This is a genomic window from Alteromonas sp. S005 (assembly GCF_036864475.1).
Taxonomy (GTDB): domain Bacteria; phylum Pseudomonadota; class Gammaproteobacteria; order Enterobacterales; family Alteromonadaceae; genus Alteromonas.
The window spans coordinates 1-19,265 of sequence record NZ_JAZETN010000010.1 but is presented as its reverse complement, the minus strand read 5'-3'; the positions used below and the strand labels follow the sequence as shown (position 1 = coordinate 19,265).

17 protein-coding genes are annotated in these 19,265 nt (G+C 45.2%); 10 read left to right on the top strand and 7 right to left on the bottom strand.

The features are described 5' to 3' along the window. Window positions 1–132: 132 nt before the first annotated feature. The 3 genes from V7R55_RS12445 to greB form a co-directional block, all read right to left on the bottom strand. Window positions 133–1,911, bottom strand: coding sequence for a C1 family peptidase (locus tag V7R55_RS12445; RefSeq protein ID WP_334059744.1), 1,779 nt, complete (start codon window positions 1,909–1,911; stop codon window positions 133–135). Between the two features lie 375 nt (window positions 1,912–2,286). Then, window positions 2,287–4,662, bottom strand: coding sequence for a Tex family protein (locus tag V7R55_RS12440; RefSeq protein ID WP_334059743.1), 2,376 nt, complete (start codon window positions 4,660–4,662; stop codon window positions 2,287–2,289). A 178-nt stretch (window positions 4,663–4,840) separates the two neighbouring features. Beyond that, a complete protein-coding gene (gene greB, locus V7R55_RS12435; protein WP_334059742.1) occupies window positions 4,841–5,326 on the bottom strand; it encodes a transcription elongation factor GreB in 486 nt (161 codons plus the stop codon). 174 nt (window positions 5,327–5,500) lie between these two features. On the opposite strand from greB, the gene V7R55_RS12430 reads away from it, so the two are divergent. Then, a complete protein-coding gene (locus V7R55_RS12430; RefSeq protein WP_179985024.1) occupies window positions 5,501–5,770 on the top strand; it encodes a hypothetical protein in 270 nt (89 codons plus the stop codon). Between the two features lie 266 nt (window positions 5,771–6,036). Here V7R55_RS12430 and fkpA read toward each other — a convergent pair whose 3' ends face one another. Then, window positions 6,037–6,822 (bottom strand): FKBP-type peptidyl-prolyl cis-trans isomerase, encoded by a 786-nt coding sequence (fkpA, locus tag V7R55_RS12425; protein ID WP_334059741.1) that lies wholly within the window; start codon window positions 6,820–6,822, stop codon window positions 6,037–6,039. A 197-nt stretch (window positions 6,823–7,019) separates the two neighbouring features. On the opposite strand from fkpA, the gene V7R55_RS12420 reads away from it, so the two are divergent. The 3 genes from V7R55_RS12420 to V7R55_RS12410 all read left to right on the top strand — a co-directional run bounded on the left by V7R55_RS12420 (window position 7,020) and on the right by V7R55_RS12410 (window position 8,618). Further along, window positions 7,020–7,952 (top strand): WD40 repeat domain-containing protein, encoded by a 933-nt coding sequence (locus tag V7R55_RS12420; RefSeq protein ID WP_334059850.1) that lies wholly within the window; start codon window positions 7,020–7,022, stop codon window positions 7,950–7,952. A gap of 9 nt (window positions 7,953–7,961) precedes the next feature. After that, the gene (locus tag V7R55_RS12415) at window positions 7,962–8,210 is read left to right on the top strand and encodes a SlyX family protein (RefSeq protein WP_334059740.1); all 249 of its coding nucleotides are present in this window, start codon (window positions 7,962–7,964) and stop codon (window positions 8,208–8,210) included. Window positions 8,211–8,459: 249 nt separating this feature from the next. Then, window positions 8,460–8,618, top strand: a complete 159-nt coding sequence (locus V7R55_RS12410) for a hypothetical protein (RefSeq protein ID WP_012520154.1) — start codon at window positions 8,460–8,462, stop codon at window positions 8,616–8,618. Between the two features lie 148 nt (window positions 8,619–8,766). Here the strand turns inward: V7R55_RS12410 and V7R55_RS12405 are convergent, their stop codons facing one another. Both V7R55_RS12405 and V7R55_RS12400 read right to left on the bottom strand, forming a co-directional pair. Beyond that, window positions 8,767–9,876 (bottom strand): DUF748 domain-containing protein, encoded by a 1,110-nt coding sequence (locus tag V7R55_RS12405; RefSeq protein WP_334059739.1) that lies wholly within the window; start codon window positions 9,874–9,876, stop codon window positions 8,767–8,769. A gap of 178 nt (window positions 9,877–10,054) precedes the next feature. Continuing rightward, entirely contained in the window at window positions 10,055–10,261 is a 207-nt protein-coding gene (locus V7R55_RS12400; RefSeq protein ID WP_025257262.1) for a YheV family putative zinc ribbon protein, read from the bottom strand. A 118-nt stretch (window positions 10,262–10,379) separates the two neighbouring features. On the opposite strand from V7R55_RS12400, the gene V7R55_RS12395 reads away from it, so the two are divergent. Genes V7R55_RS12395 through V7R55_RS12380 form a run of 4 tightly spaced genes read left to right on the top strand, consistent with a single transcriptional unit; the run spans window position 10,380 to window position 14,186 of the window. Further along, a complete protein-coding gene (locus tag V7R55_RS12395; RefSeq protein WP_334059738.1) occupies window positions 10,380–12,359 on the top strand; it encodes an ATP-binding cassette domain-containing protein in 1,980 nt (659 codons plus the stop codon). Next, window positions 12,334–12,840, top strand: a complete 507-nt coding sequence (locus tag V7R55_RS12390; RefSeq protein ID WP_334059737.1) for a TIGR02444 family protein — start codon at window positions 12,334–12,336, stop codon at window positions 12,838–12,840. Before V7R55_RS12395 ends, V7R55_RS12390 begins: the two co-directional genes overlap by 26 nt. Before the next feature lie 20 nt (window positions 12,841–12,860). After that, complete coding sequence (locus V7R55_RS12385) at window positions 12,861–13,895, top strand: hydrolase (RefSeq protein ID WP_118491212.1); 1,035 nt, start codon at window positions 12,861–12,863, stop codon at window positions 13,893–13,895. A gap of 57 nt (window positions 13,896–13,952) precedes the next feature. Continuing rightward, entirely contained in the window at window positions 13,953–14,186 is a 234-nt protein-coding gene (locus V7R55_RS12380) for a YheU family protein (RefSeq protein ID WP_025257266.1), read from the top strand. 92 nt (window positions 14,187–14,278) lie between these two features. Here V7R55_RS12380 and V7R55_RS12375 read toward each other — a convergent pair whose 3' ends face one another. Beyond that, window positions 14,279–14,833, bottom strand: coding sequence for an outer membrane beta-barrel protein (locus V7R55_RS12375; RefSeq protein WP_334059736.1), 555 nt, complete (start codon window positions 14,831–14,833; stop codon window positions 14,279–14,281). A 794-nt stretch (window positions 14,834–15,627) separates the two neighbouring features. On the opposite strand from V7R55_RS12375, the gene V7R55_RS12370 reads away from it, so the two are divergent. Both V7R55_RS12370 and mdoH read left to right on the top strand, forming a co-directional pair. Beyond that, on the top strand, window positions 15,628–17,253 hold the full coding sequence (locus V7R55_RS12370; protein ID WP_334059735.1) for a glucan biosynthesis protein: 1,626 nt from the start codon (window positions 15,628–15,630) through the stop codon (window positions 17,251–17,253). Beyond that, window positions 17,234–19,225 carry a glucans biosynthesis glucosyltransferase MdoH gene (gene mdoH, locus V7R55_RS12365; RefSeq protein ID WP_334059734.1) on the top strand — a complete coding sequence of 664 codons (1,992 nt, stop codon included), beginning with the start codon at window positions 17,234–17,236 and terminating at the stop codon, window positions 19,223–19,225. The genes V7R55_RS12370 and mdoH overlap by 20 nt, the downstream gene beginning before the upstream one ends. Window positions 19,226–19,265 lie beyond the last annotated feature (40 nt).

The following is a 19,265-nucleotide window of genomic DNA, read 5'->3' as shown; positions in this document are numbered from 1 at the left end:
CCGTAAGTTAGCGCTGGCTGCTTCACGCTACGCCAGCACTTTATTGACGCAGAATAACTCACGAACTAGCTCAAGGAAATTTCGGAGCACGGCCTTTTTATTGATGCAAAGGTCTCTGCAAATAAGCAAGCATTAATAATCCAATATTGCCTTTGTAAACGGATATTTAGGTGAACCGCCAGTGATATCTGATAGCACCGAATTCATGGTATCTACATCGCTATCGAATCCACCATGGGTTGTAGCTGCCGTCGCATCACCCTCTTTTCCTTCGCTGTACTTGAACGTTACGTTGGACAGTGGCTGATTAAACACGGCCATACCCAATAATGGCATCTCTGGTTTGGCTTCAAAGGCATTTGATACTAAATAAAGCAGCGATTTTTGGTAAATACGCGCCACGTGATCATCTTTTTCTAACGCTTCAGATAAGTTATAAATCGTAGTCGACTGGATATGTTCTCCCTCTATAAACTCAGAAAGCTTTTCGTTGAATAGAGAATAGCTGATGGCCGGGGCCATTAAATGCAGGCTTTCAACTTTTATATTTTCATCAGCTTTGAATAACCTTGATAGACTGTGAGCATGAAAAATAGAGCCTGCAGAATGGCCCACAACGTGCAGCTGTACCCTTGGGTTGTTTCTAAGATAGTCGGCTAACTTCGTTAAAAAGTAGGTGCCGTCGGACGTGGTGCGGGAAAAAGGCGTACAAGCGTCTGATTTCATTTCACGCCACAGCGCGCCGCCTACTTTACGTGTTGCCCATTCTAAAATGCGGTCGGTGTAGTCGGTAAATGCTCCAACTTTGGTGCTAATTTCTTTATTTTTAAAGCCTAAAATGTCTTTTAGCTCTTCAAGCATACCTGTGTCATACATGAAGTGAATGGGATATACATCGTTTTTGAGAAAGGTGTCTTTCATGGCGGCAATGCGTTTAGCCGAGGCTTTAATGCTATTCAGGCCACCGTGAGCGTACAGCATTACATGTTGATGACTACTGTCAGCAAGCTTTTCAATAATGGCATCGACGTGGTTTTTATTGCTCCAATATTTACTTCTGGTATCAAAGTGCCCATCATCAAAATGAACGAAGTGATCTTGAATGCTTACCCGAGGTGTGGAGCGAGAAAACAGCCCCTGTGCAATAGAGCGCGTAACCTGATGGTAGGTACCCGTACCTGAAATAGGAAGTGCGAGTTGTACCACCCAAGCATCCATAACATTTAACGCCCAGTCATCGTATCGCCAGAGTGCCAGCCCTGACTTTTTCCAATCCGTACCCCACGAGTTCTGAATCCAAAAGCCTTCATCGTTGTAGCCAACTATGGCGAACGCATGGCCGCCCATGGGTTCAGGCCTTAAATTTATTACATCACCCTCACTATCTTTCCAACCTTCATGGATTCTGGCAGACACAAAGATGACACCCACTTCATTAAGTGCAGCATGAAAATCGCTAATTTCCCGTTCAAGCCGATAGTATGCGCCGAGTCTATGATCACTGGCGTTATCAGCTATGGCGAGGGTCATTTCAAACTCGTTGCTGTGATTAATATCTTTCGTTAGTGAATCGCTACACACCCCGCTGTTATACCAGCCTTTAATAGCGCCGCGGCAACTAGAGCCATCATAGGCTTCGCCCAACCATTCATCGTGACGCTTTGCCATGGCGTAGAGCATCCATGGGCTCACGGTATGTTTTCGGCCTTGTTGGCGATAGATAAAATTTATGGTGGCGGCCAAGGCAAAGCCTGTACAGGCGCCGTCTTTACCTTGGTCTAATATAACCAAGTTACCTGGCGGGTCGATAAAAGGTTTAAGTGGGGTGAGGTTGGGTTGGTAATAGCGATCCCGAAGGTCTGGATAGTCTGCGCTGACATTCAGCATACTTTTTGAAACAGGTAAGTTCATAGCATCATCCTCTGATTAGAGCTGGTGATCTTTGCTGTACAACCAGATGAAACTTGCGTTCATCAAAAGTCGGTAGCCTTTAACTCATTATGGTCGTCCGAAAGTACTGCCTGGAAAAAGGCTGAGGTCAAATGAGCAACATTACCTTCGTTAAACGCGAATAACATACGAACTTCGGTTTCGGTGTGACCCACACCTTTTCATTGTTTCGGTATCTTAATGCTTTTTAAGCAAGCATTGGTGAGCGCTAATACTCTCCATTGCACCATGACTAATGTAGCAAAAGCGAAAGGATAAATGGAAGAGCAATAAAAAAGGCCTGTCTTGCGACAAGCCCTTTATAAGACAAATTAAGCGACGATAAACAGCTAAGGTTTACTTTTTCGCTTTAGCAAACGCGTCAGCAAAGGCATTGCCCATGGCGCTATTTTGAGGCTGACTGTTGCGATTGCCGCCTCCCTTATTTGAGCGCGGATTTGCTTTACTGTTAGCACGTCCAGCCCCTTTGTTTTGAGCTTTACTTGAGCCTTGGTTATTCGCGCCCTTACCTGAAGAGCCATAGCCACCGGCATTATTACTTTGGCTTGGTGTATCGTCTAAGCGCATGGTGAAGGAAATACGCTTGCGCGGTACGTCTACTTCCAGCACTTTTACTTTAACAATATCACCGGCTTTAACTACCTCGCGAGGGTCTGAAATAAACTTGTTAGTCAAGGCAGAAATATGTACCAGTCCGTCTTGATGCACGCCCACATCAACAAATGCGCCAAAGTTAGCTACGTTGCTCACCACGCCCTCTAAAATCATGCCTGGTTTAAGGTCGTTAATGGTTTCAACGCCTTCTTTAAACGCGGCAGTCTTAAACTCTGGACGCGGATCGCGGCCTGGTTTATCTAGCTCTTTTAGAATGTCTTTAACAGTTGGTAAACCGAATGCATCGCTGATAAATGTATCTGGCGATAAGCTTTTGAGTAGCTCGGTATTGCCGATGATGTCGTTAACCGCAACAGCGGTAGTATCAACAATCTTGTCGACCACTGGGTATGCTTCGGGATGAACCGCAGAGGCATCAAGTGGGTTGTTGCCGTTTACAATACGCAAGAAACCCGCCGCTTGCTCGAAGGCTTTAGGCCCTAAACGCTCAACTTTCAGCAGTGCTTTACGGTCTGGGAAAGCGCCATTAGTGTCTCTGAAGTTAACAATGTTGTGCGCTAAAGTTTTGTTTAAGCCTGATACATAGCTCAATAGCGCAGGCGATGCGGTGTTAAGGTCAACGCCAACAGCGTTTACACAGTCTTCAATAACACGGTCTAGCGACTTGCCTAACTGGCTTTGGCTTACATCATGCTGATATTGGCCTACACCAATGGCTTTAGGCTCAATTTTAACTAGTTCTGCGAGTGGGTCTTGCAGGCGGCGTGCGATAGACACGGCTCCACGAATTGAAACATCCAGATCAGGCAGTTCTTTAGAGGCAAGCTCAGACGCTGAATACACAGAAGCGCCAGCTTCACTTACCATAATTTTCTGTGCTGTAAGTTCGCTATTGTTCTTAAGCATTTCACCGACAAGTTTGTCGGTTTCACGAGAACCTGTTCCGTTGCCAATGCTAATTAAGTCTACTTTGTATTGTTTGCACAAGGTTGTTAGCGTGCGAATAGACTTATCCCATTGGTTTTGCGGTGCGTGTGGGAATATGGTGTTGGTCGCTACAACCTTACCTGTACTGTCTACTACCGCTACCTTAACGCCGGTTCTCAAGCCTGGATCTAAACCCATAGTAGTTTTGGCACCTGCAGGTGCAGCCATCAACAAGTCGTTTAAGTTTTTAGCAAATACTTCAATGGCTTCTTCTTCAGCACGCTCTCGAAGGGCGCTGAATAGCTCAGTTTCCATGTGTAAACCAATTTTGATCTTCCACGTCCACTGTACAACCTGGGCTAAGAAATCATCAGCGCCCCGGCCGCGGTGCATGATATCGTAGTGGCTAGCGATAATGTGCTCGCAATGAGATGGGCCTTTTTCTTCTGACTGCGGGTCGGCATCTAGCTGAATATGAAGCATGCCTTCATTGCGACCTCTAAACATGGCCAATGCGCGGTGCGATGGTACCTTTTTGTATTTTTCGCTGTGTTCAAAATAGTCTTTATATTTAGCGGCTTCTTGTTCTTTACCCGGTACAACCGTACTTTTTATATGTGCATTTTCAGTAAGGTAATGACGCACTTTAGCTAGCAAGGAGGCATCTTCAGCAAACCTTTCCATAAGGATATAGCGAGCACCCTCTAGCGCGGCTTTAGTATCAGCCACGCCGTTGTCTGCATTTACAAACTCCTGCGCTTTGCTTTCAGCGTCTGTGTCAGGGTTGCTAAATAAGGCATCGGCCAGCGGCGCTAAACCAGCTTCAATAGCAATTTGCCCTTTAGTGCGTCGGCGAGGCTTATACGGTAAGTACAAGTCTTCAAGGGTTGTTTTGCTGTCAGCACTGGCAAGGCTGCTTTTAAGCTCGTCAGTGAGCTTGCCCTGCTCTTCGATAGATTTAAGAATAACGTCGCGGCGCTCTTCTAGTTCGCGTAAGTAGGTCAAGCGCTGCTCTAGATTACGCAGCTGCGTATCATCAAGGCCTTGGGTTACTTCTTTACGGTACCGGGCTATGAAAGGTACGGTTGCCCCTTCATCGAGAAGTTTTACTGCGGCAGTTACTTGCGAGGGTTGGACGCTAAGCTCTTCTGCAATTTTATTGGTAATCATAAGTCGCTCTAAGATACTAAAAGTTCGCGCTAGGCAATGGCGAATAAACGGTGTGTGACAGGCTTGTATACACAGCGTTAGTAGTGAAAATAAGAGCGGTGAGTATATCACCGCGGTGTAGGGAAAGTCGTCTGATCATTGCGTTACAACTGAGTAGTTAAGTAGACCATCTCTTTTTTCAAAGCTTATCTGTTGCGTCGTACCAAATACGGTTTATCCACCACTCTTTAGTACCCGCCTCAGTTTTGACAATAAACTCATCGTCCTCTTCTTTGCCAAGTAGAGAACGGGCCATGGGTGAATCAATAGAAATGTAGTCTTTGCGGCCAAAGATTTCATCATAGCCAACTAAGCGAAGCTCCATAACAGCGCCCGATTCGTTTTCAATTTCAACCCAAGCGCCAAAGAACACTTTGCCTTCTTGCTGTGAATCATAATCAACAACTTTTAGGTTCTCTAAACATTTGCGTAAGTAACGAACCCGACGGTCAATTTCGCGAAGCTTCTTTTTATTGTATTGGTAGTCAGCGTTCTCACTCCTATCGCCCAGGCTGGCTGCCCAAGTTACCTTGCGAGTGATTTCTGGCCGTTCTTCACGCCACAAGAAATCCAGTTCTTGTTTAAGCTTTAAATAGCCTTTTCGAGTGATAAGCGGTGTTTTCACAATGTCCTATAAATAATCTAGCTAATTACCCCTACTTTATGTGGGTAATAAGGCAAAACGCAATCTTTGAATAAGGTAAAAAGTGACAAAGCAGGCAGATTGAATAATTATTGAACATAAACCTTTCTGCCAGTGTCGTAGTATAAATAACATACTAGCCATTAGGGGAAATGAATGCGTAACAGAATGCCTGTGTTGAACCGCCGAAGGTCGGGGAGCGATCCGCTTCAAACCAGCGGTACTATCATAGGTTTTATGCTGTTTTTGAGCGGCGCGCTGTTATTGTTGTATGCCTTACTTGATATAGTTGTTCGCTTAAATAGTGTACGAACCGTGATATACCTTATCTTAGCGTGTGCCATGTATAAAGTAGGGCACTCACTGCTGAATCACTTTGCAACGTTTAAAGTCCATACGGAAAGACGACGCGCACCTAACCGTTAAAACCTTTAGTTTTAAGCCCTAGTTTTTAAGGTTTAATTGTTCCTAAAAAACCTTGTTAGGGCCGTGAAATATTTCAACTTTGAGCTAAGCTTAAAAGTGTAATTCGAGGCACCAAGCATATTGAATAGCCCATTTTACTATCTGGGTACGCGCGTGGTGAAAATCCACTAGCTCGTAGGGAAAAGGTAGGCAAGGATCACGCTGACTCACTAAAACAAAAAAGCCGACGCTGTGCGTCGGCTTTCTCTTATGCTCAATTCGCTGATTTATTCAGCTTGCGCTTCGGCTTCAGGTTTAACCACTTCTAGAAGCTCAACATCAAAAATTAGTGTTGAGTTAGGCGTGATCGCGCCTGTTGAGCGTGCGCCATAAGCAAGCTCTGATGGAATGTGGAAGCGGTATTTCGCGCCTTCTTTCATCAGCTGTACGCCTTCAGTCCAACCCGCGATTACGCGATTAAGAGGAAATTCAGCTGGCTCGCCGCGCTTATAAGAAGAGTCGAACTCTGTACCATCAAGCAAGGTACCACGGTAGTGAACTTTTACCATGTCTGTTGCTTCTGGGCTTGCGCCTTCGCCTTCTTCAAGTACTTCGTATTGAAGACCAGACTCTGTTGTCGTCACGCCTTCTTTCTTACCGTTTTCTTCTAGGTAAGCAAGACCTGCTTCAATGTTTTTCTCAGCAGCTTGTTCAGCCATTTCTTGCTGTTTAGCACGTAATACTTCTTCGCCCTGTTGAGCGATTTGCTGAATTTGCTCTGGCGTGAACTTAAGGGTGTCGTTTAGGCCGTCTTTAAAGCCCTGTTGTAGCGCATCTTGGTCTAGGGTTAAACCAAGCTGCTCTTGTTGTTCGGCACGGTTGCTAACAAACAAACCCATGCTTGCGCCCATGGCGTAAGCTTGCTTTTGTGTATCTGTCATTTCTTCTGCTGCAACAGCAGTTGTTTTTGCACTATCAGCGCTTGTAGAAGCGGCCTCATCAGATGTGTTTGGCTGGCAAGCGAAAAGGCCTAGCGCAGCGATAGTAGATAAGGCAACGAGCGACTTCTGCATAAAAACGTCTCCATTAATTATTATCATCATGCGTCTATGTCTATACTGCTGCATCTAAGGCAGTTTGCACGATAGTTAAAGATGCGTGATCCATGCTATGTTAAACCTAGCGTTTACAAAGCGAAACCCATTTGATTATGTTTAGGCCTCAAATGTTCCATAGAATAGTGTTACTCACCTTACTTATTGGCAATTCCATGGGATGCTCTGTCCCTGATACTACGCCAATACAGCAGTGGCGTCATGTAGAAGAAGGCGCATACGCGGCAGATATATCCACCGACGGTACGTTAGCGGTGGTATCTGGCGTAAATAATGGTGTCAATGTATGGCGAATTGGGCAGAGCGAGCCCCTCTATCATTGGAGTCATCAAGGGGAAGGTAACAACTTAGTGATGTCAGTACACATTAGTGCAGATAAGCGCTATGTGGTCACTGCCGACCGTGAAGCGTTTGCCTTGTGGAGTTTGGAAACCGGTGAGCCAGAAGGGTTTTGGCGTATAGACGAGTCCTCTATTCGCGATGTGGTAGTCACCAATAATGGTAATGGCATACTCGTCGCTCGTTCAAATGGTAAGGTGATGTATTTTGAGCCGCGTACCTCTCGTCGTCTGGAATTTTTTGGGCATCAGGAAAAAGTTAATTCCATTGATATCTCACCTAATGGCAAGTTTGCCCTTACAGGTGGCAATGACTATATTGCCTATTTGTGGAGTACAGACACTGGGCAGATCATCCACACCTTCACGCACCCTACCCGAGTGACAAAAGTTGCGCTAGATGATGAAGGGCGATTCGCCTTTACTGCCGACAGTCAAAGTAAGTCGCAAGTATGGGATGCACAAACCGGGCAGCCCGTTACTTCACTCAAGTTTGCATCAAGACAAAAAATCTTCACAGATGTCGAGTTTTCAAAAGATGGTCAGTATTTACTGACAGGATCTCCAGCTAGGAAGGTATATCTTTGGAATTTGCAAAACGGTGAACAAATCCAGTCAATTCAAGTTGCATCAAGAGAGTCTATTTCACCGCCAACCGCAGTTGTTTATGGCGTCGGCTTCCTTCCCAATGGTAATATATTGTCTATAAGCAGCAGTGGCCTTGCCGAAGAATGGCAACGAGAGAGATAGAGAATTTACATGACAGACAAAAGCGCTGAGCAGTTAGAACAGCAAATAGATAGCGCCAATAGCTATATTGAAGAGTTACAGATGAAAGTAGCCTTTCAAGAACACACTATCGAGGCACTTAATGAAGCGCTGGCTTCACAACAAAAACAGCTCGATGATTTAGCATTTAAAGTAAGTCACGTAATAGACCGTGTTAAAAGCATAGAACCGTCTAATATTGCTAAGCAATCAGAAGAAACCCCGCCTCCGCACTATTAATTGTAGCTATTCTTAAATGGCATCGGCACCACTTAGGTTTGAATGGGGTGCCTCATAGGAAGTCGACAAATAAGTAAAATCAAAGGTTTATAAAACTAAGCTGCATAAGCTTCGGGTTAAACACTAGTTTATCTTGTTATGAGTTAGGCTAAGACTGCATTTATCCTGACGATTTAATTGGATTACACTTGCGCCCCGATACAAAGGCCTCAGTTAGAGAAGCCTTTTTACTATTTAAGAGAGAAAATTATGAGTGATTTTGATATGGATGCCTTTGACAGCATCGATTTTGACTCAGTTGAGCAGTCAGTAGCCGAAAAGCAGGCTGAAAAAGACAAGCAAGAAAGCCAAGAAATTGAAGGCATGCGCGACGGTGCCAACGATTGTGGTGATAGCTGTACCATATAAGTACCTTATAACGGCAGCTATAACGGCTAGGGCTCATGCAGAGCCCTCAGCGGGTAAATAAGCCCTCAGCGATTAAACAGCCCTCAGCGGTTAAATAAGCCCTCAGCGGTTGAACGGGCCCTTAGCGATATATAAGCCCTCAGCGTTTTTAATTAGACCTTTCAGGATTTTCTAGTCTGTCTAACTCCAACCGGTCAAGCTCTACACTTTCCTCCACATCGCCTTGAAACGCTTTGATAAATGCGTTCTTTAATATCGCCGTAAATGCCTCCCAAGTCTGAGTTTCTGGGCTAGATAAATCGCCCTCAATAGGAATACGTGTGGCGATTTGGTCCTCGCTCTGATTTTCAAATAGTTCGGTGACAAAAGCAGAAATCGCTTCAATACTGCCTTCAATAAAACCGTCTCCGTCACGTTCAATGTCGCCTTTCCAAGAAAATACTTCAACGTTATGCAAAATAGGTTTTATATAGCCTTTTACCTGCCCTTCGTTAGACGCGACCTCGGCAGCAAGCGTAAGCGTTCCGGCTTCTAAGTCAAAAGGTGCATAGGTATCAAGCAGGTTTTTAAAATTCACCAGACCAACGTTGTCAGCTTGAATGTCTAAATCAAAGGTAGGAGCTTTGGTTGCTGGATTAAGCTTGGCGTTTAATGAAATAGTACCTTGCTCTGCCGTCTGGCCCTTCGCTGTAGCTGTAGCCACGCGGGTGTCTGATAAATCGTCGCTGTTAACCAAATTATTCACTTCAAGGTGAATGTCGTGCAGCGCAATATCGATAGCCGGAGAAGTATCAGGGTTGTGAAAGGCAATTTTCCCTTCGTTAATGGTGAGTTTATCTATGCGCAGAGGAAACAATTGGTCGGCAATAGACAGCCAATTTTCGTTCTTACCCGACTGACTCTTTTCTTCCGTGTTTCCGTCTACAAAGTTAATTTCGGGAGAATTTACCACCACCCTGCCAACGGCCGCACCTTTAAAAAGCTGTGACCACGATAGTGTAAATTCCACATAGTCAGCCTTAAACAACGGTTTATCTATTTGTCCATTCGCTTTATACAGCAACACATATTCTAAGCTGTAGGCACCTCGCCACAGCATTAAATCAACATCACCCACACGACCATTGTATTGGTCCGATTGGCTTAGTGTGTTGTTAATATATGTGGCTGCCGCATAAGGAAGGTACAACCTAAATGCGATGAGCATGAGCAATAGCCCTGCTACTACATAGCAAAATCGTTTTTTAGCGTGTTTCATATTTCACTCCTTAGGAAGAGGAATACAAAAAACATGCCTTGGAGAGCGTTTTTCCTCGGTAAGGGCGTTAGCCAAGACTAGCGCGGTATCCAGAGGAGGTTTTAAAAAGCCTGAGTACAGTATGATAAGGTGTTACACAGGCCTGATGGTAAGATTTTCTTAACAGTGAGTAGGAATGCTAGTGAGGTTTGAAAATACCAATCACGTTTTCGTTAGAGCGAGTAGCGGCACTGACCTTTTCGTCAGTTTGCGCTTCGTTGTACCCACATGCGACGCATTCCAGCTTTTCCACGTTATTTTCATAATATAACGAAATAGTATCTAACTCTTGGCATTTTGGGCACGTAGCCCCTGCTACAAAGCGACGTTTTACACGTTTTGACATACATACACCTTTGGGGAATTTCGCCAGTATTATACCTCGAAATAGCATGTGTTGATCAGCTTTTACCTTAAGTTTTTGATACTATACGCGCCCTAGATTGTTCTATCACAGGTTAGTCATGATTAAGCTTTCAAATGTATCGCTACTTCGCGGCCGCAAAATGCTGCTGGAAGAGGCGTCGGCACAGGTTTTTCCAGGCCACAAAGTGGCGCTTATAGGCAGCAATGGCTGCGGAAAGTCCACGCTGTTTGCACTGCTGCGCAGTGAACTAAGCGTCGATGCCGGAGATTGCAGCGTACCAAGTGATTGGCGAATTGTGAGCGTGGCTCAGGAAACGCCAGCAACCGATCGAACTGCGATAGATTACGTGATAGACGGTGACAAACATTTACGTGATTTACAGGCTAAGCTGGACGCCGCTGAAAAAAGCGGCGACGGTGTGAAAATAGGCCAAATTCATGGACAACTAGAGCAGGCTGGGGCCTACGATGTAGAATCACGTGCAGCGACTATACTTTCTGGCCTCGGATTCACTAATGTGCAGCTAAGCGCACCGGTGAGTGACTTTTCTGGTGGTTGGCGCATGCGCTTGAACCTTGCACAAGCACTACTTTGTCCATCAGATTTATTGCTGCTTGATGAGCCCACTAACCACTTGGATTTAGACGCCGTGATTTGGTTAGAGAAATGGCTCCAGCGCTATGCAGGCACCTTATTACTTATTTCTCACGATAAAGCCTTTATCGATAATACGGTGGCGCAAATTATCAGTGTTGAGCAACAAAAGCTTGTTACTTACACAGGTAATTATTCCTCTTACGAAACCCAGCGTGCCGAGCGTATACGCTTACAAAACATTGAGTATGAAAAGCAGCAACAAAAGGTAGCCCATCTAAACTCGTTTATTACGCGGTTTAAAGCCAAGGCTAGTAAAGCAAAGCAAGCGCAAAGCCGTATTAAGCAGCTAGAGAAAATGGAAACCTTAATGCCAGCCCATATGGCTAGCCCGTTTAGCTTTTCCTTCGCGCCGCCAACAGCGCTTCCTAACCCGCTGGTTCAAATGGAAAAAATACAGCTGGGGTACGATGACCATATCGTTCTTCAACAGGTAAAACTGAACTTAGTACCCGGTAGCCGAATAGGTCTTTTAGGCAGAAATGGCCAAGGTAAGTCAACGTTAATTAAGCTGTTAGCGGGCGTTCATGCGCCCAAGCAAGGTATTTTTAATACCGCTAAAGGTCTTAAAATTGGCTATTTTGCGCAGCACCAGTTAGAAACACTAGACGCTAACGCCACTCCCCTTTTACATTTGCAACGCATTGATGAAAAAGCTACTGAACAGCAGCTTCGCGATTATCTGGGCGGTTTTGGTTTTAACGGCGATGAAGCATTGGCGCCGGTGGCACCGATGTCAGGTGGCGAAAAGGCGCGCTTGGTGTTGGCACTAATTGTTTATCAAAAACCTAACTTATTGCTGCTGGATGAGCCTACCAACCATCTAGATTTAGAAATGCGCCATGCGCTAAACATTGCGCTTCAAGGTTTTGAAGGGGCTATGGTGCTGGTATCGCACGACCGCTTCTTACTTTCCTCGGTTTGTGAAGATTTCTATTTGGTAGACAGCGGTGAAGTTGAGCCCTTTAAAGGCGATTTGGATGACTATCGGGACTGGATTTTAAAACAGCAGGCGGCAGAAAAAGCCAAGGCCAACAGCGAGGCTAAAAGTGCCAACAGCGACGCTAAAGACGGCGCGCAGCAAGAGACAGAGGCGCACAGTAAGCCAGAACGCAAGTTAGATCGTAAAGAAGAAAAGCGCCGCGAAGCAGAGTTCAGGCAAAGCGTAGCGCCACTTAAAAAAGCCATCGAAAAGCACGAAAAAGCCATGGAGAAATGCGGTACCGCTTTGGCTGAGGTAGAAGCGTCACTCGCCGATACCTCGCTTTACAGCGATGACAAAAAAGCAGAACTCATGGGCTTGCTCGACAAGCAAACTCAGCTAAAGCAACAGCTTGAAGAAGAAGAGATGGCATGGCTAGATGCCCAAGAGCAGATAGAGCAAAAACGAGAAGAGTATGACAATGTCAGTGCCCAATATTAATAGCAGCGACTTTTGGGAGTACAGCGTATCTCGCTATACGAAAGGCGATATGGCACCGCTCGCGCTTTTACTTCAAGACAACCACAAGGTGAATGTAAACGTTCTCTTGCTGATTTGCTGGTGTTTAGAGAATAATGTCATTATAAATTTGCCCCAGCTTAAGTCGGTTATGGCGGCATCAGCGAGCACTGACGAAAAGTTAAAGCAGCATCGCGAGAAGCGTAAAGCAGCAAGCCTAGAGAAAGGTGGTGAGCAAACAACCTACGATGCACTTAAAGCGCAAGAATTAGAGCTTGAAAGGCAACAGCAGCAAGACATCGTTGCGTCTTTTAATGAGCAGGCGGTTACGCACTTGGGTCAGCAGGCCTCGCCAGCGAATATATTTAACGCGTCTATCGCTGCGTTCATTAATGCATACGAGTTACGCGACAACAACGAGGCGCGCCAGCTAGTGAGCCTTGTGGTTAATCAATTATCGTAAAAACACAATAAGAAAATACAATGAGCAAATCAGCGCTATCGCATGGAAAGATAATAAAAAGTAGCTTTAAAGTACCAGGATGGGCAAAGAACCGACATGTGCAAACCATATGGCCGCGTTTTATTCAAAAGCGCTTACCCCTTTCTTATAACATGGAGCGTTTAACCTTACCGGATGACGACTTTGTTGACGTAGCATGGGGCCCCAAACCACAAGAGACATCAGGAATAGTGGTGATGTTTCACGGATTGGAAGGCAGCATTAAATCACACTATGCGAATGATATGATGGCCCAACTGTCTGTGAATGGTTGGCAGGTGGTAATGATGCATTATCGCGGCTGTAGCGGTGTGCCCAATCTAAAAGCGCGGGCCTATCACAGTGGCGAAACAGAAGACCCCAGCTTTTTCTTAGAGTGGCTGCACGATAAATTTCCTCGTATTCCCAAAGTAGCGATTGGCTTTTCGCTTGGTGGCAATATGCTGTTGAAGCTGTTAGGTGAAAATCCAGCACAAAAGTGGCTAAAGGCTGCTGTTGCCATCTCTTCTCCACTTAAACTATCTGAGTGTGCTAAGTCAATTAACCAGGGTTTTTCGCGGGTATATCAAAAGTATTTACTTACTAGCATGAAAGACACTTTGCGTAAGAAGATGGAATACATTGATTATCGCAAGCTTATTCAGCTAACAAAAAGTGATGTAGAAGGGATCACGAGCTTTACTCAATTTGACGAAAAGATCACGGCTCCGCTGCACGGTTTTGCAGATGCGCAAGACTATTATGAAAAGTGTAGCGCGTATCACTTTTTAAGCGCTATCCACTGCCCAACATTAGTATTGCATAGCATTGATGACCCCTTTATGAACCACTTAATTGTGCCGAAAGAAGAAGAGCTTGCGCGTAACGTCACCGTGGAGTTGAGTGAACGCGGCGGTCATGTCGGCTTCATGCAAGGCTCTGTGTTAAACCCGAAGGTTTGGCTGCACGAGCGCGTCAAACGCTTTGTTAGCGAAGCCTTACCGGTAAACTCAACCTGTGGTTATGTTAGTCGCTAATACCGCGTTAATGTTGGTGTGATTTAAGTTTTATAAATCGTTTTTCAAGGAGTGTGAATGATAATTCCCATCGACGCGTTAGAAGCCGATACGCTTTATAGCTTGGCTGAGTCTTTTGTATTACGCGAAGGCACCGACTATGGCGCTGAGGAAGTTGAGCTGGAGGTAAAAGTTCAGCAGGTGCTAGACAGGTTAAAGTCTGGCGAGGCAGTACTAGTATACTCAGAGCTTCACGAAAGTGTGGATATAAAAAGAAAAGAAGATATTGAGCCCAGCGACACAGCCGAATAGAAAACGAAGCGAAAGAATAGCTATCTTCTTGAAATACAGGCACAAAAAAGCCGGGTCGAGCAACCCGGCTACCTACCTGAGGAGAGGAAGGCTTAAAACGCGTAGCGTGCAGTTACCTGCATAATGTCTAAATCATCAATGATTTTGTAGTTTGCGCCAACAGCCCACTGTGGCGTTATGTAGTAGTTAGCGCCCACTTTAAATGTGGCCTCACCGTCGTCTACATCGTAATAGCCTACTTCACCAGCAAGCTCTACTTGCTCTGTAATCATTGAGCGAAGACCTGCATTAATGCTGTAACCAGTCTCGTCATCTACGTCACCATCAATACGCTCTAGGTTGGCACCGAAGTAGGCGTCTGTCGTGGCGTTAACAGGTAAGCGGTAACCTGCACCCAAAGTAAGCATATCAAAATCGAAGTTACCCTCTTCAAAGAAGCTGTACTCGCCGTTTAAGTACCAGTTGCTGTTTAAAAGGTACTTACCATTAACGGTTAGGCCGTCTGGCTCGAAAGACTCGTTGTCGTCAAAGTCCATTTTGGTGTAACCACCTTCTACGTAACGCCAGTCTGGCTTGTCGGCCATTGCTGTAAGAGGAATTGATGCCGCAGTAAGTGCCGCTGCAATAAGTGTGATTGATTTACGCATGTGATAACTCCTTAGTATGTTCAGTAGCCCACTGTCTGCAGCGCAAACGTTAAATGTGTTTGCAAAGCGTGTTGGGAGTCAGCGCTTCTGCATCGCGCTGCCCTTATACGTCGCTCTGCAGGGGCCTACTTAATTGATGAGCACAAAGTTAAAAACGTCTTCATGTCATCTCAATTATTTCTTTTCAGAAATCGTGTCCGATGTATTTATCAAAGTGATGAAGTGCAAAGCGTCTGCCAACTTCGAAAAAAGTTCAGCTGAAAAACAAAGGATAAGCCGCTATCTATCTAATAAATAAAGATAAAATAAAAGTGAAAAGAGAGTCTGTACAAATGCCGAAGCCGATAACATCTGGGGGGAGTTCATAAAGTGAACATTTTGGCATGGAGAACTGTCTCTAAAAAACAACAGTTAACCTTTTGGCTAGCTCATCGGACAAATTTACAACAACGAAATTGTCTGCCACCTTCAATATCGATGTTTTTAAGTTGTTGTAAATAAATGTAAATTTAATTAATGCGTCCGTGTTTTTAGTATTGGAACAGCTTTTGCTCAAGTACTTGTGTGTTATCCAGCAGTCACTTTTGCCAACAGGCACGGAATTCGACTTTTTTGCGATACCAGTGAATAAGGAAAGGAATAGAGCGCCTTTCTTGAATGGTTTCAATGAATACTTTTTCTCATCATCGTTTTAAAGCAGCAGATAATCTGTTGCTCGCTATGTATAGCTGAGCGATAAAGCTAAGAGATTGACGACCATCTGGATAACCATTGTTTTCATAAGGAGAGGACGAATGGCTAAGCCAGTTTCAATTTTCGGAAAAAATTTACAAACTAATGCGTTCCAGCAACGAAAGCTGTCGCGCGTTCTTTTAGCGATGACCAGCGTGATTGCCCTATTTGCATTTCACCAAGCGGGCGCTGTCGAGGTCAATGACAACAATCAGCCTCAAAAAGCATCACCCGTTCTTCAATCTATTATTGATGCCGCTCGCAAATCAGCAACAGAAAGCTATGAACAAGACGATCATGGATTAAACAGCGAGTTAAAAGAAATTGATTACACCACCTATCGTTCTATTCGTTTTAAGCCTGAGCAAAGTCTTTGGCACGGTGAAAACGACTACGAACTTCAGTTCTTTCACCCGGGTTTTCTATACGAATATCCGGTCACTGTTCACACTATCGGTGAAAACAATAAACCTGAGCGCTTAGCATTTGATAGTGACATGTTTAATTACGATGGTTCTGCAGCAGGTTTAGCAGGCATGACAGATGAAAAGTCGGGGTTTGCAGGCTTTCGTGTTCACTACCCTATAAAAACCGACGAGTACAAAGATGAATTTGCCGTTTTCCTAGGTGCTTCATATTTTCGTTTGGTAGGTAAAAATCAAGTCTATGGTATTTCTGCACGTGGCTTGGCAATTGATACCGCTTTAGCAAAAGGCGAAGAATTCCCTCACTTTACAGAGTTTTGGGTTATCGAGCCTGGTGAAGGCAAGCCAATTACTATTTATGCCCGCCTTGAAAGTCCTTCGGTAGCTGGCGCTTATAAGTTTGTTATCCAGCCTGATATTGATACCAGTGTAAAAGTGGAAAGCTGGTTATTTGCGCGAGACGATGTGAGTAAGCTTGGTATTGCGCCATTTACCAGTATGTTTTTGTATGGCGAGAATACAGAAAAGCGTCATGACGATTATCGCCCAGAAGTGCACGACAGCGATGGTGTGTTAATGGTAACTCACGCTGATGAAGAGATTTGGCGTCCACTGACTAACCCAGCACGTCTGCAGGTAACGTCACTGAGCGATGCTAACCCCAAGGGTTTTGGCATGCTTCAGCGCGACGGCGAGTGGGATAATTACCTCGATGCAGAGGCCAACTATCATATACGTCCAGGACTTTGGGTTACTCCAGAAGCCGGGTTTGAAAAGGGCCGTTTAGAAGTTGTTGAAATCCCTACTAAATCTGAAATTCACGATAATATAGTGGCCTTTTGGACGCCTGAGAAGCAGTTTAAATCGGGTGAATCTCTGTATTTCGCTTATGAACTTAAAACCGTAGAACAGAATCCTTTTGTCAGTGAACTGGCTTCAGTTGTACGTACCCGTCAGGGAAAGGCCGTGCTACCTGGCGATGAATTTAAAGACGATAGCTTGAACACTACCCGCCAGTTCAATGTGGACTTCAGTGCACCTTCTGACATTTCTTTTGACAACGAGACCATGAAGCTGGTGGTGCAGGGTACTAACGGCACGATTTCGCAACAGCGCCTTTACCCGGTAGCCGATGGCCAAGAGTGGCGTGCGTCCTTTTTTGTGAAGCCGAAAGAAAATCAAACGGTAGATATGCGCGCTTACATTGAAAAAGACGGTGAGCGCGTTAGCGAGGTTTGGAATTATGTCTACCAGCCAAAATAATCGCACTCTCACATTAGTATCGAACGAGGCTAAAGCCGTGCCTCAGGTTAAACGTGACAGCACAGCACGTGCTTCACACTTCATCTTAAAAGGAGAGCATATGCGTTTGTTTATCATGGCAATGCTAGTAATTCCAAGCACGGCATTGGCCGGTTGGAGCTTGTACGAGATATTTTTACCGAATGGCCTTACAAACTTAGAAATTGCGCAGTTAGGTTTAGGATTAACCCTATTCGCTTGGCTGTGCATGGCATTTTGGACCGGAATCATTGGTTTCTTTTTGCAGCTTTTTAATATAGACCCATTGAGTTTAAGAAGTAACCAAGTAAAGCCTGACGCTTCGTCACCAATAAAGCAAAAGCACGCTGTAGTAATGCCGGTTTATAACGAAGATACCCGCCGCATTATGGTGGGCTTCGAAGCCTGTATTCGCGAGTTAATGGAAAGTGACAACAGTTCTAAATTCGACTTTTTCATGCTAAGCGACACCCGAGATATGGAAAAAGCGGACGCTGAGCTACGTGCCTTTACCCGATTAAAGAAACGTTTAGGTGCCTTCTCTAACCAAGTGTTTTACCGTCGTCGCGAACAGAATCTGCATAGAAAAGTGGGTAACCTTAAAGAGTTTTGCGAACGCTGGGGCGCTAATTACGAGTCGATGATTGTGTTAGATGCCGACAGCGTAATGACTGGAGAGCGCATGCAGGACTTGGCCCGTCGTATTGAGCAAAACCCCGATACGGCCTTAGTCCAGACTATTCCTATGCCAGTACGTCAAAACACCTTCTTTGGTCGTTTTGTGCAGTTTGCTGCTCACCTTTACAGCCCAATGTTGGCGACAGGTCTATCGTTTTGGCAAACAGACAGTGCAAACTACTGGGGGCATAACGCCATTATTCGGATTGCTCCTTTTATGCAGCATTGCGGTCTACCCACCCTCGAAGGGCGTGCGCCTTTCGGTGGCGAAATACTAAGTCACGACTTTGTAGAGGCTGCGCTGCTGCGCCGTGCCGGTTGGCAGGCTTACTTACTTACCGATACAACAGGTAGTTATGAAGAAGTGCCTAGCAACATCGTCGACTACGCTATTCGCGACCGCCGCTGGGTACAGGGCAACATACAGCACTTAGGGCTTTTAAACGTGAAAGGTCTTAAATTGGCGAACCGTCTGCACTTCTTATTTGGTGCATTTGCGTACATATCTTCATTAATACTATTTTGCATGTTGGCGCTTGGGACGGCAGATGCGCTAATACGCGCTACGTCGGTTCCCGAGTTCTTTGTGTCTGAATATCAGCTTTTCCCGAGCTGGCAGGTAGCCCGCCAAGACATGATGATGGTAACCATGTGGGGTACGGCGGCCTTACTATTCTTGCCTAAACTTCTAGGTATTACCTTAGCTTTAATAAAACGTCGTGGCGAATTTGGTGGCGCGTGGTCTTTACTCAAAGGGGCAGTAATTGAATTGGCTATGGCCGTGCTTATTGCGCCGCTGATGATGTTCTACCACAGCTATTTCGTGATAAGTGTTCTTATAGGCCACTCAGTAAAATGGGAAGCGCAAGAGCGTGAAGGTCGCAAAGTACCTTGGACTGTCGCAATCAAACACACGCAAATTATGAGTTGTTTAGCCGTAGCGTGGGGTGTAACTACCTTTTACTTCACACCATCGCTGTTTATGTGGCTGCTACCTGTATTGGTTGGCATGGTGTTGGCGGCGCCGGTGATTCGCCTTACAAGTAGTGATAAGTTAGGTATAGCAATGCGCCAGTGGGGTATATTCGTTATCGACCAAGAAGTAAATGAGTGTAAAGCGCTTAAGCGCTTACGTGTTGCGATGGGATATTTTACTATTTCTCAATACAAAGCAGAAGTACCTGCACTACCTGAAAACGCGTGGCAGAGCATGCCAGAGCAAGCGTTAAGCCAAAAGCCATTGCCCATGCGTTACAGACTTCCTAACAGCGCATAATAGATTCACGCCAGATATAAAACAAAAAACCGCACGAGTG

Coding starts and splice junctions, on each gene's coding strand:
- V7R55_RS12400 (WP_025257262.1), bottom strand. CDS start 10,261: ATGTCAAAACGTGTAAAACGTCGCTTTGTAGCAGGGGCTACGTGCCCA.
- V7R55_RS12375 (WP_334059736.1), bottom strand. CDS start 14,833: ATGCGTAAATCAATCACACTTATTGCAGCGGCACTTACTGCGGCATCA.
- V7R55_RS12410 (WP_012520154.1), top strand. CDS start 8,460: ATGAGTGATTTTGATATGGATGCCTTTGACAGCATCGATTTTGACTCA.
- V7R55_RS12430 (WP_179985024.1), top strand. CDS start 5,501: ATGCGTAACAGAATGCCTGTGTTGAACCGCCGAAGGTCGGGGAGCGAT.
- V7R55_RS12370 (WP_334059735.1), top strand. CDS start 15,628: ATGGCTAAGCCAGTTTCAATTTTCGGAAAAAATTTACAAACTAATGCG.
- V7R55_RS12445 (WP_334059744.1), bottom strand. CDS start 1,911: ATGAACTTACCTGTTTCAAAAAGTATGCTGAATGTCAGCGCAGACTAT.
- V7R55_RS12405 (WP_334059739.1), bottom strand. CDS start 9,876: ATGAAACACGCTAAAAAACGATTTTGCTATGTAGTAGCAGGGCTATTG.
- V7R55_RS12380 (WP_025257266.1), top strand. CDS start 13,953: ATGATAATTCCCATCGACGCGTTAGAAGCCGATACGCTTTATAGCTTG.
- V7R55_RS12395 (WP_334059738.1), top strand. CDS start 10,380: ATGATTAAGCTTTCAAATGTATCGCTACTTCGCGGCCGCAAAATGCTG.
- mdoH (WP_334059734.1), top strand. CDS start 17,234: ATGTCTACCAGCCAAAATAATCGCACTCTCACATTAGTATCGAACGAG.
- V7R55_RS12385 (WP_118491212.1), top strand. CDS start 12,861: ATGAGCAAATCAGCGCTATCGCATGGAAAGATAATAAAAAGTAGCTTT.
- V7R55_RS12415 (WP_334059740.1), top strand. CDS start 7,962: ATGACAGACAAAAGCGCTGAGCAGTTAGAACAGCAAATAGATAGCGCC.
- V7R55_RS12420 (WP_334059850.1), top strand. CDS start 7,020: ATGGGATGCTCTGTCCCTGATACTACGCCAATACAGCAGTGGCGTCAT.
- V7R55_RS12440 (WP_334059743.1), bottom strand. CDS start 4,662: ATGATTACCAATAAAATTGCAGAAGAGCTTAGCGTCCAACCCTCGCAA.
- fkpA (WP_334059741.1), bottom strand. CDS start 6,822: ATGCAGAAGTCGCTCGTTGCCTTATCTACTATCGCTGCGCTAGGCCTT.
- V7R55_RS12390 (WP_334059737.1), top strand. CDS start 12,334: ATGACAATGTCAGTGCCCAATATTAATAGCAGCGACTTTTGGGAGTAC.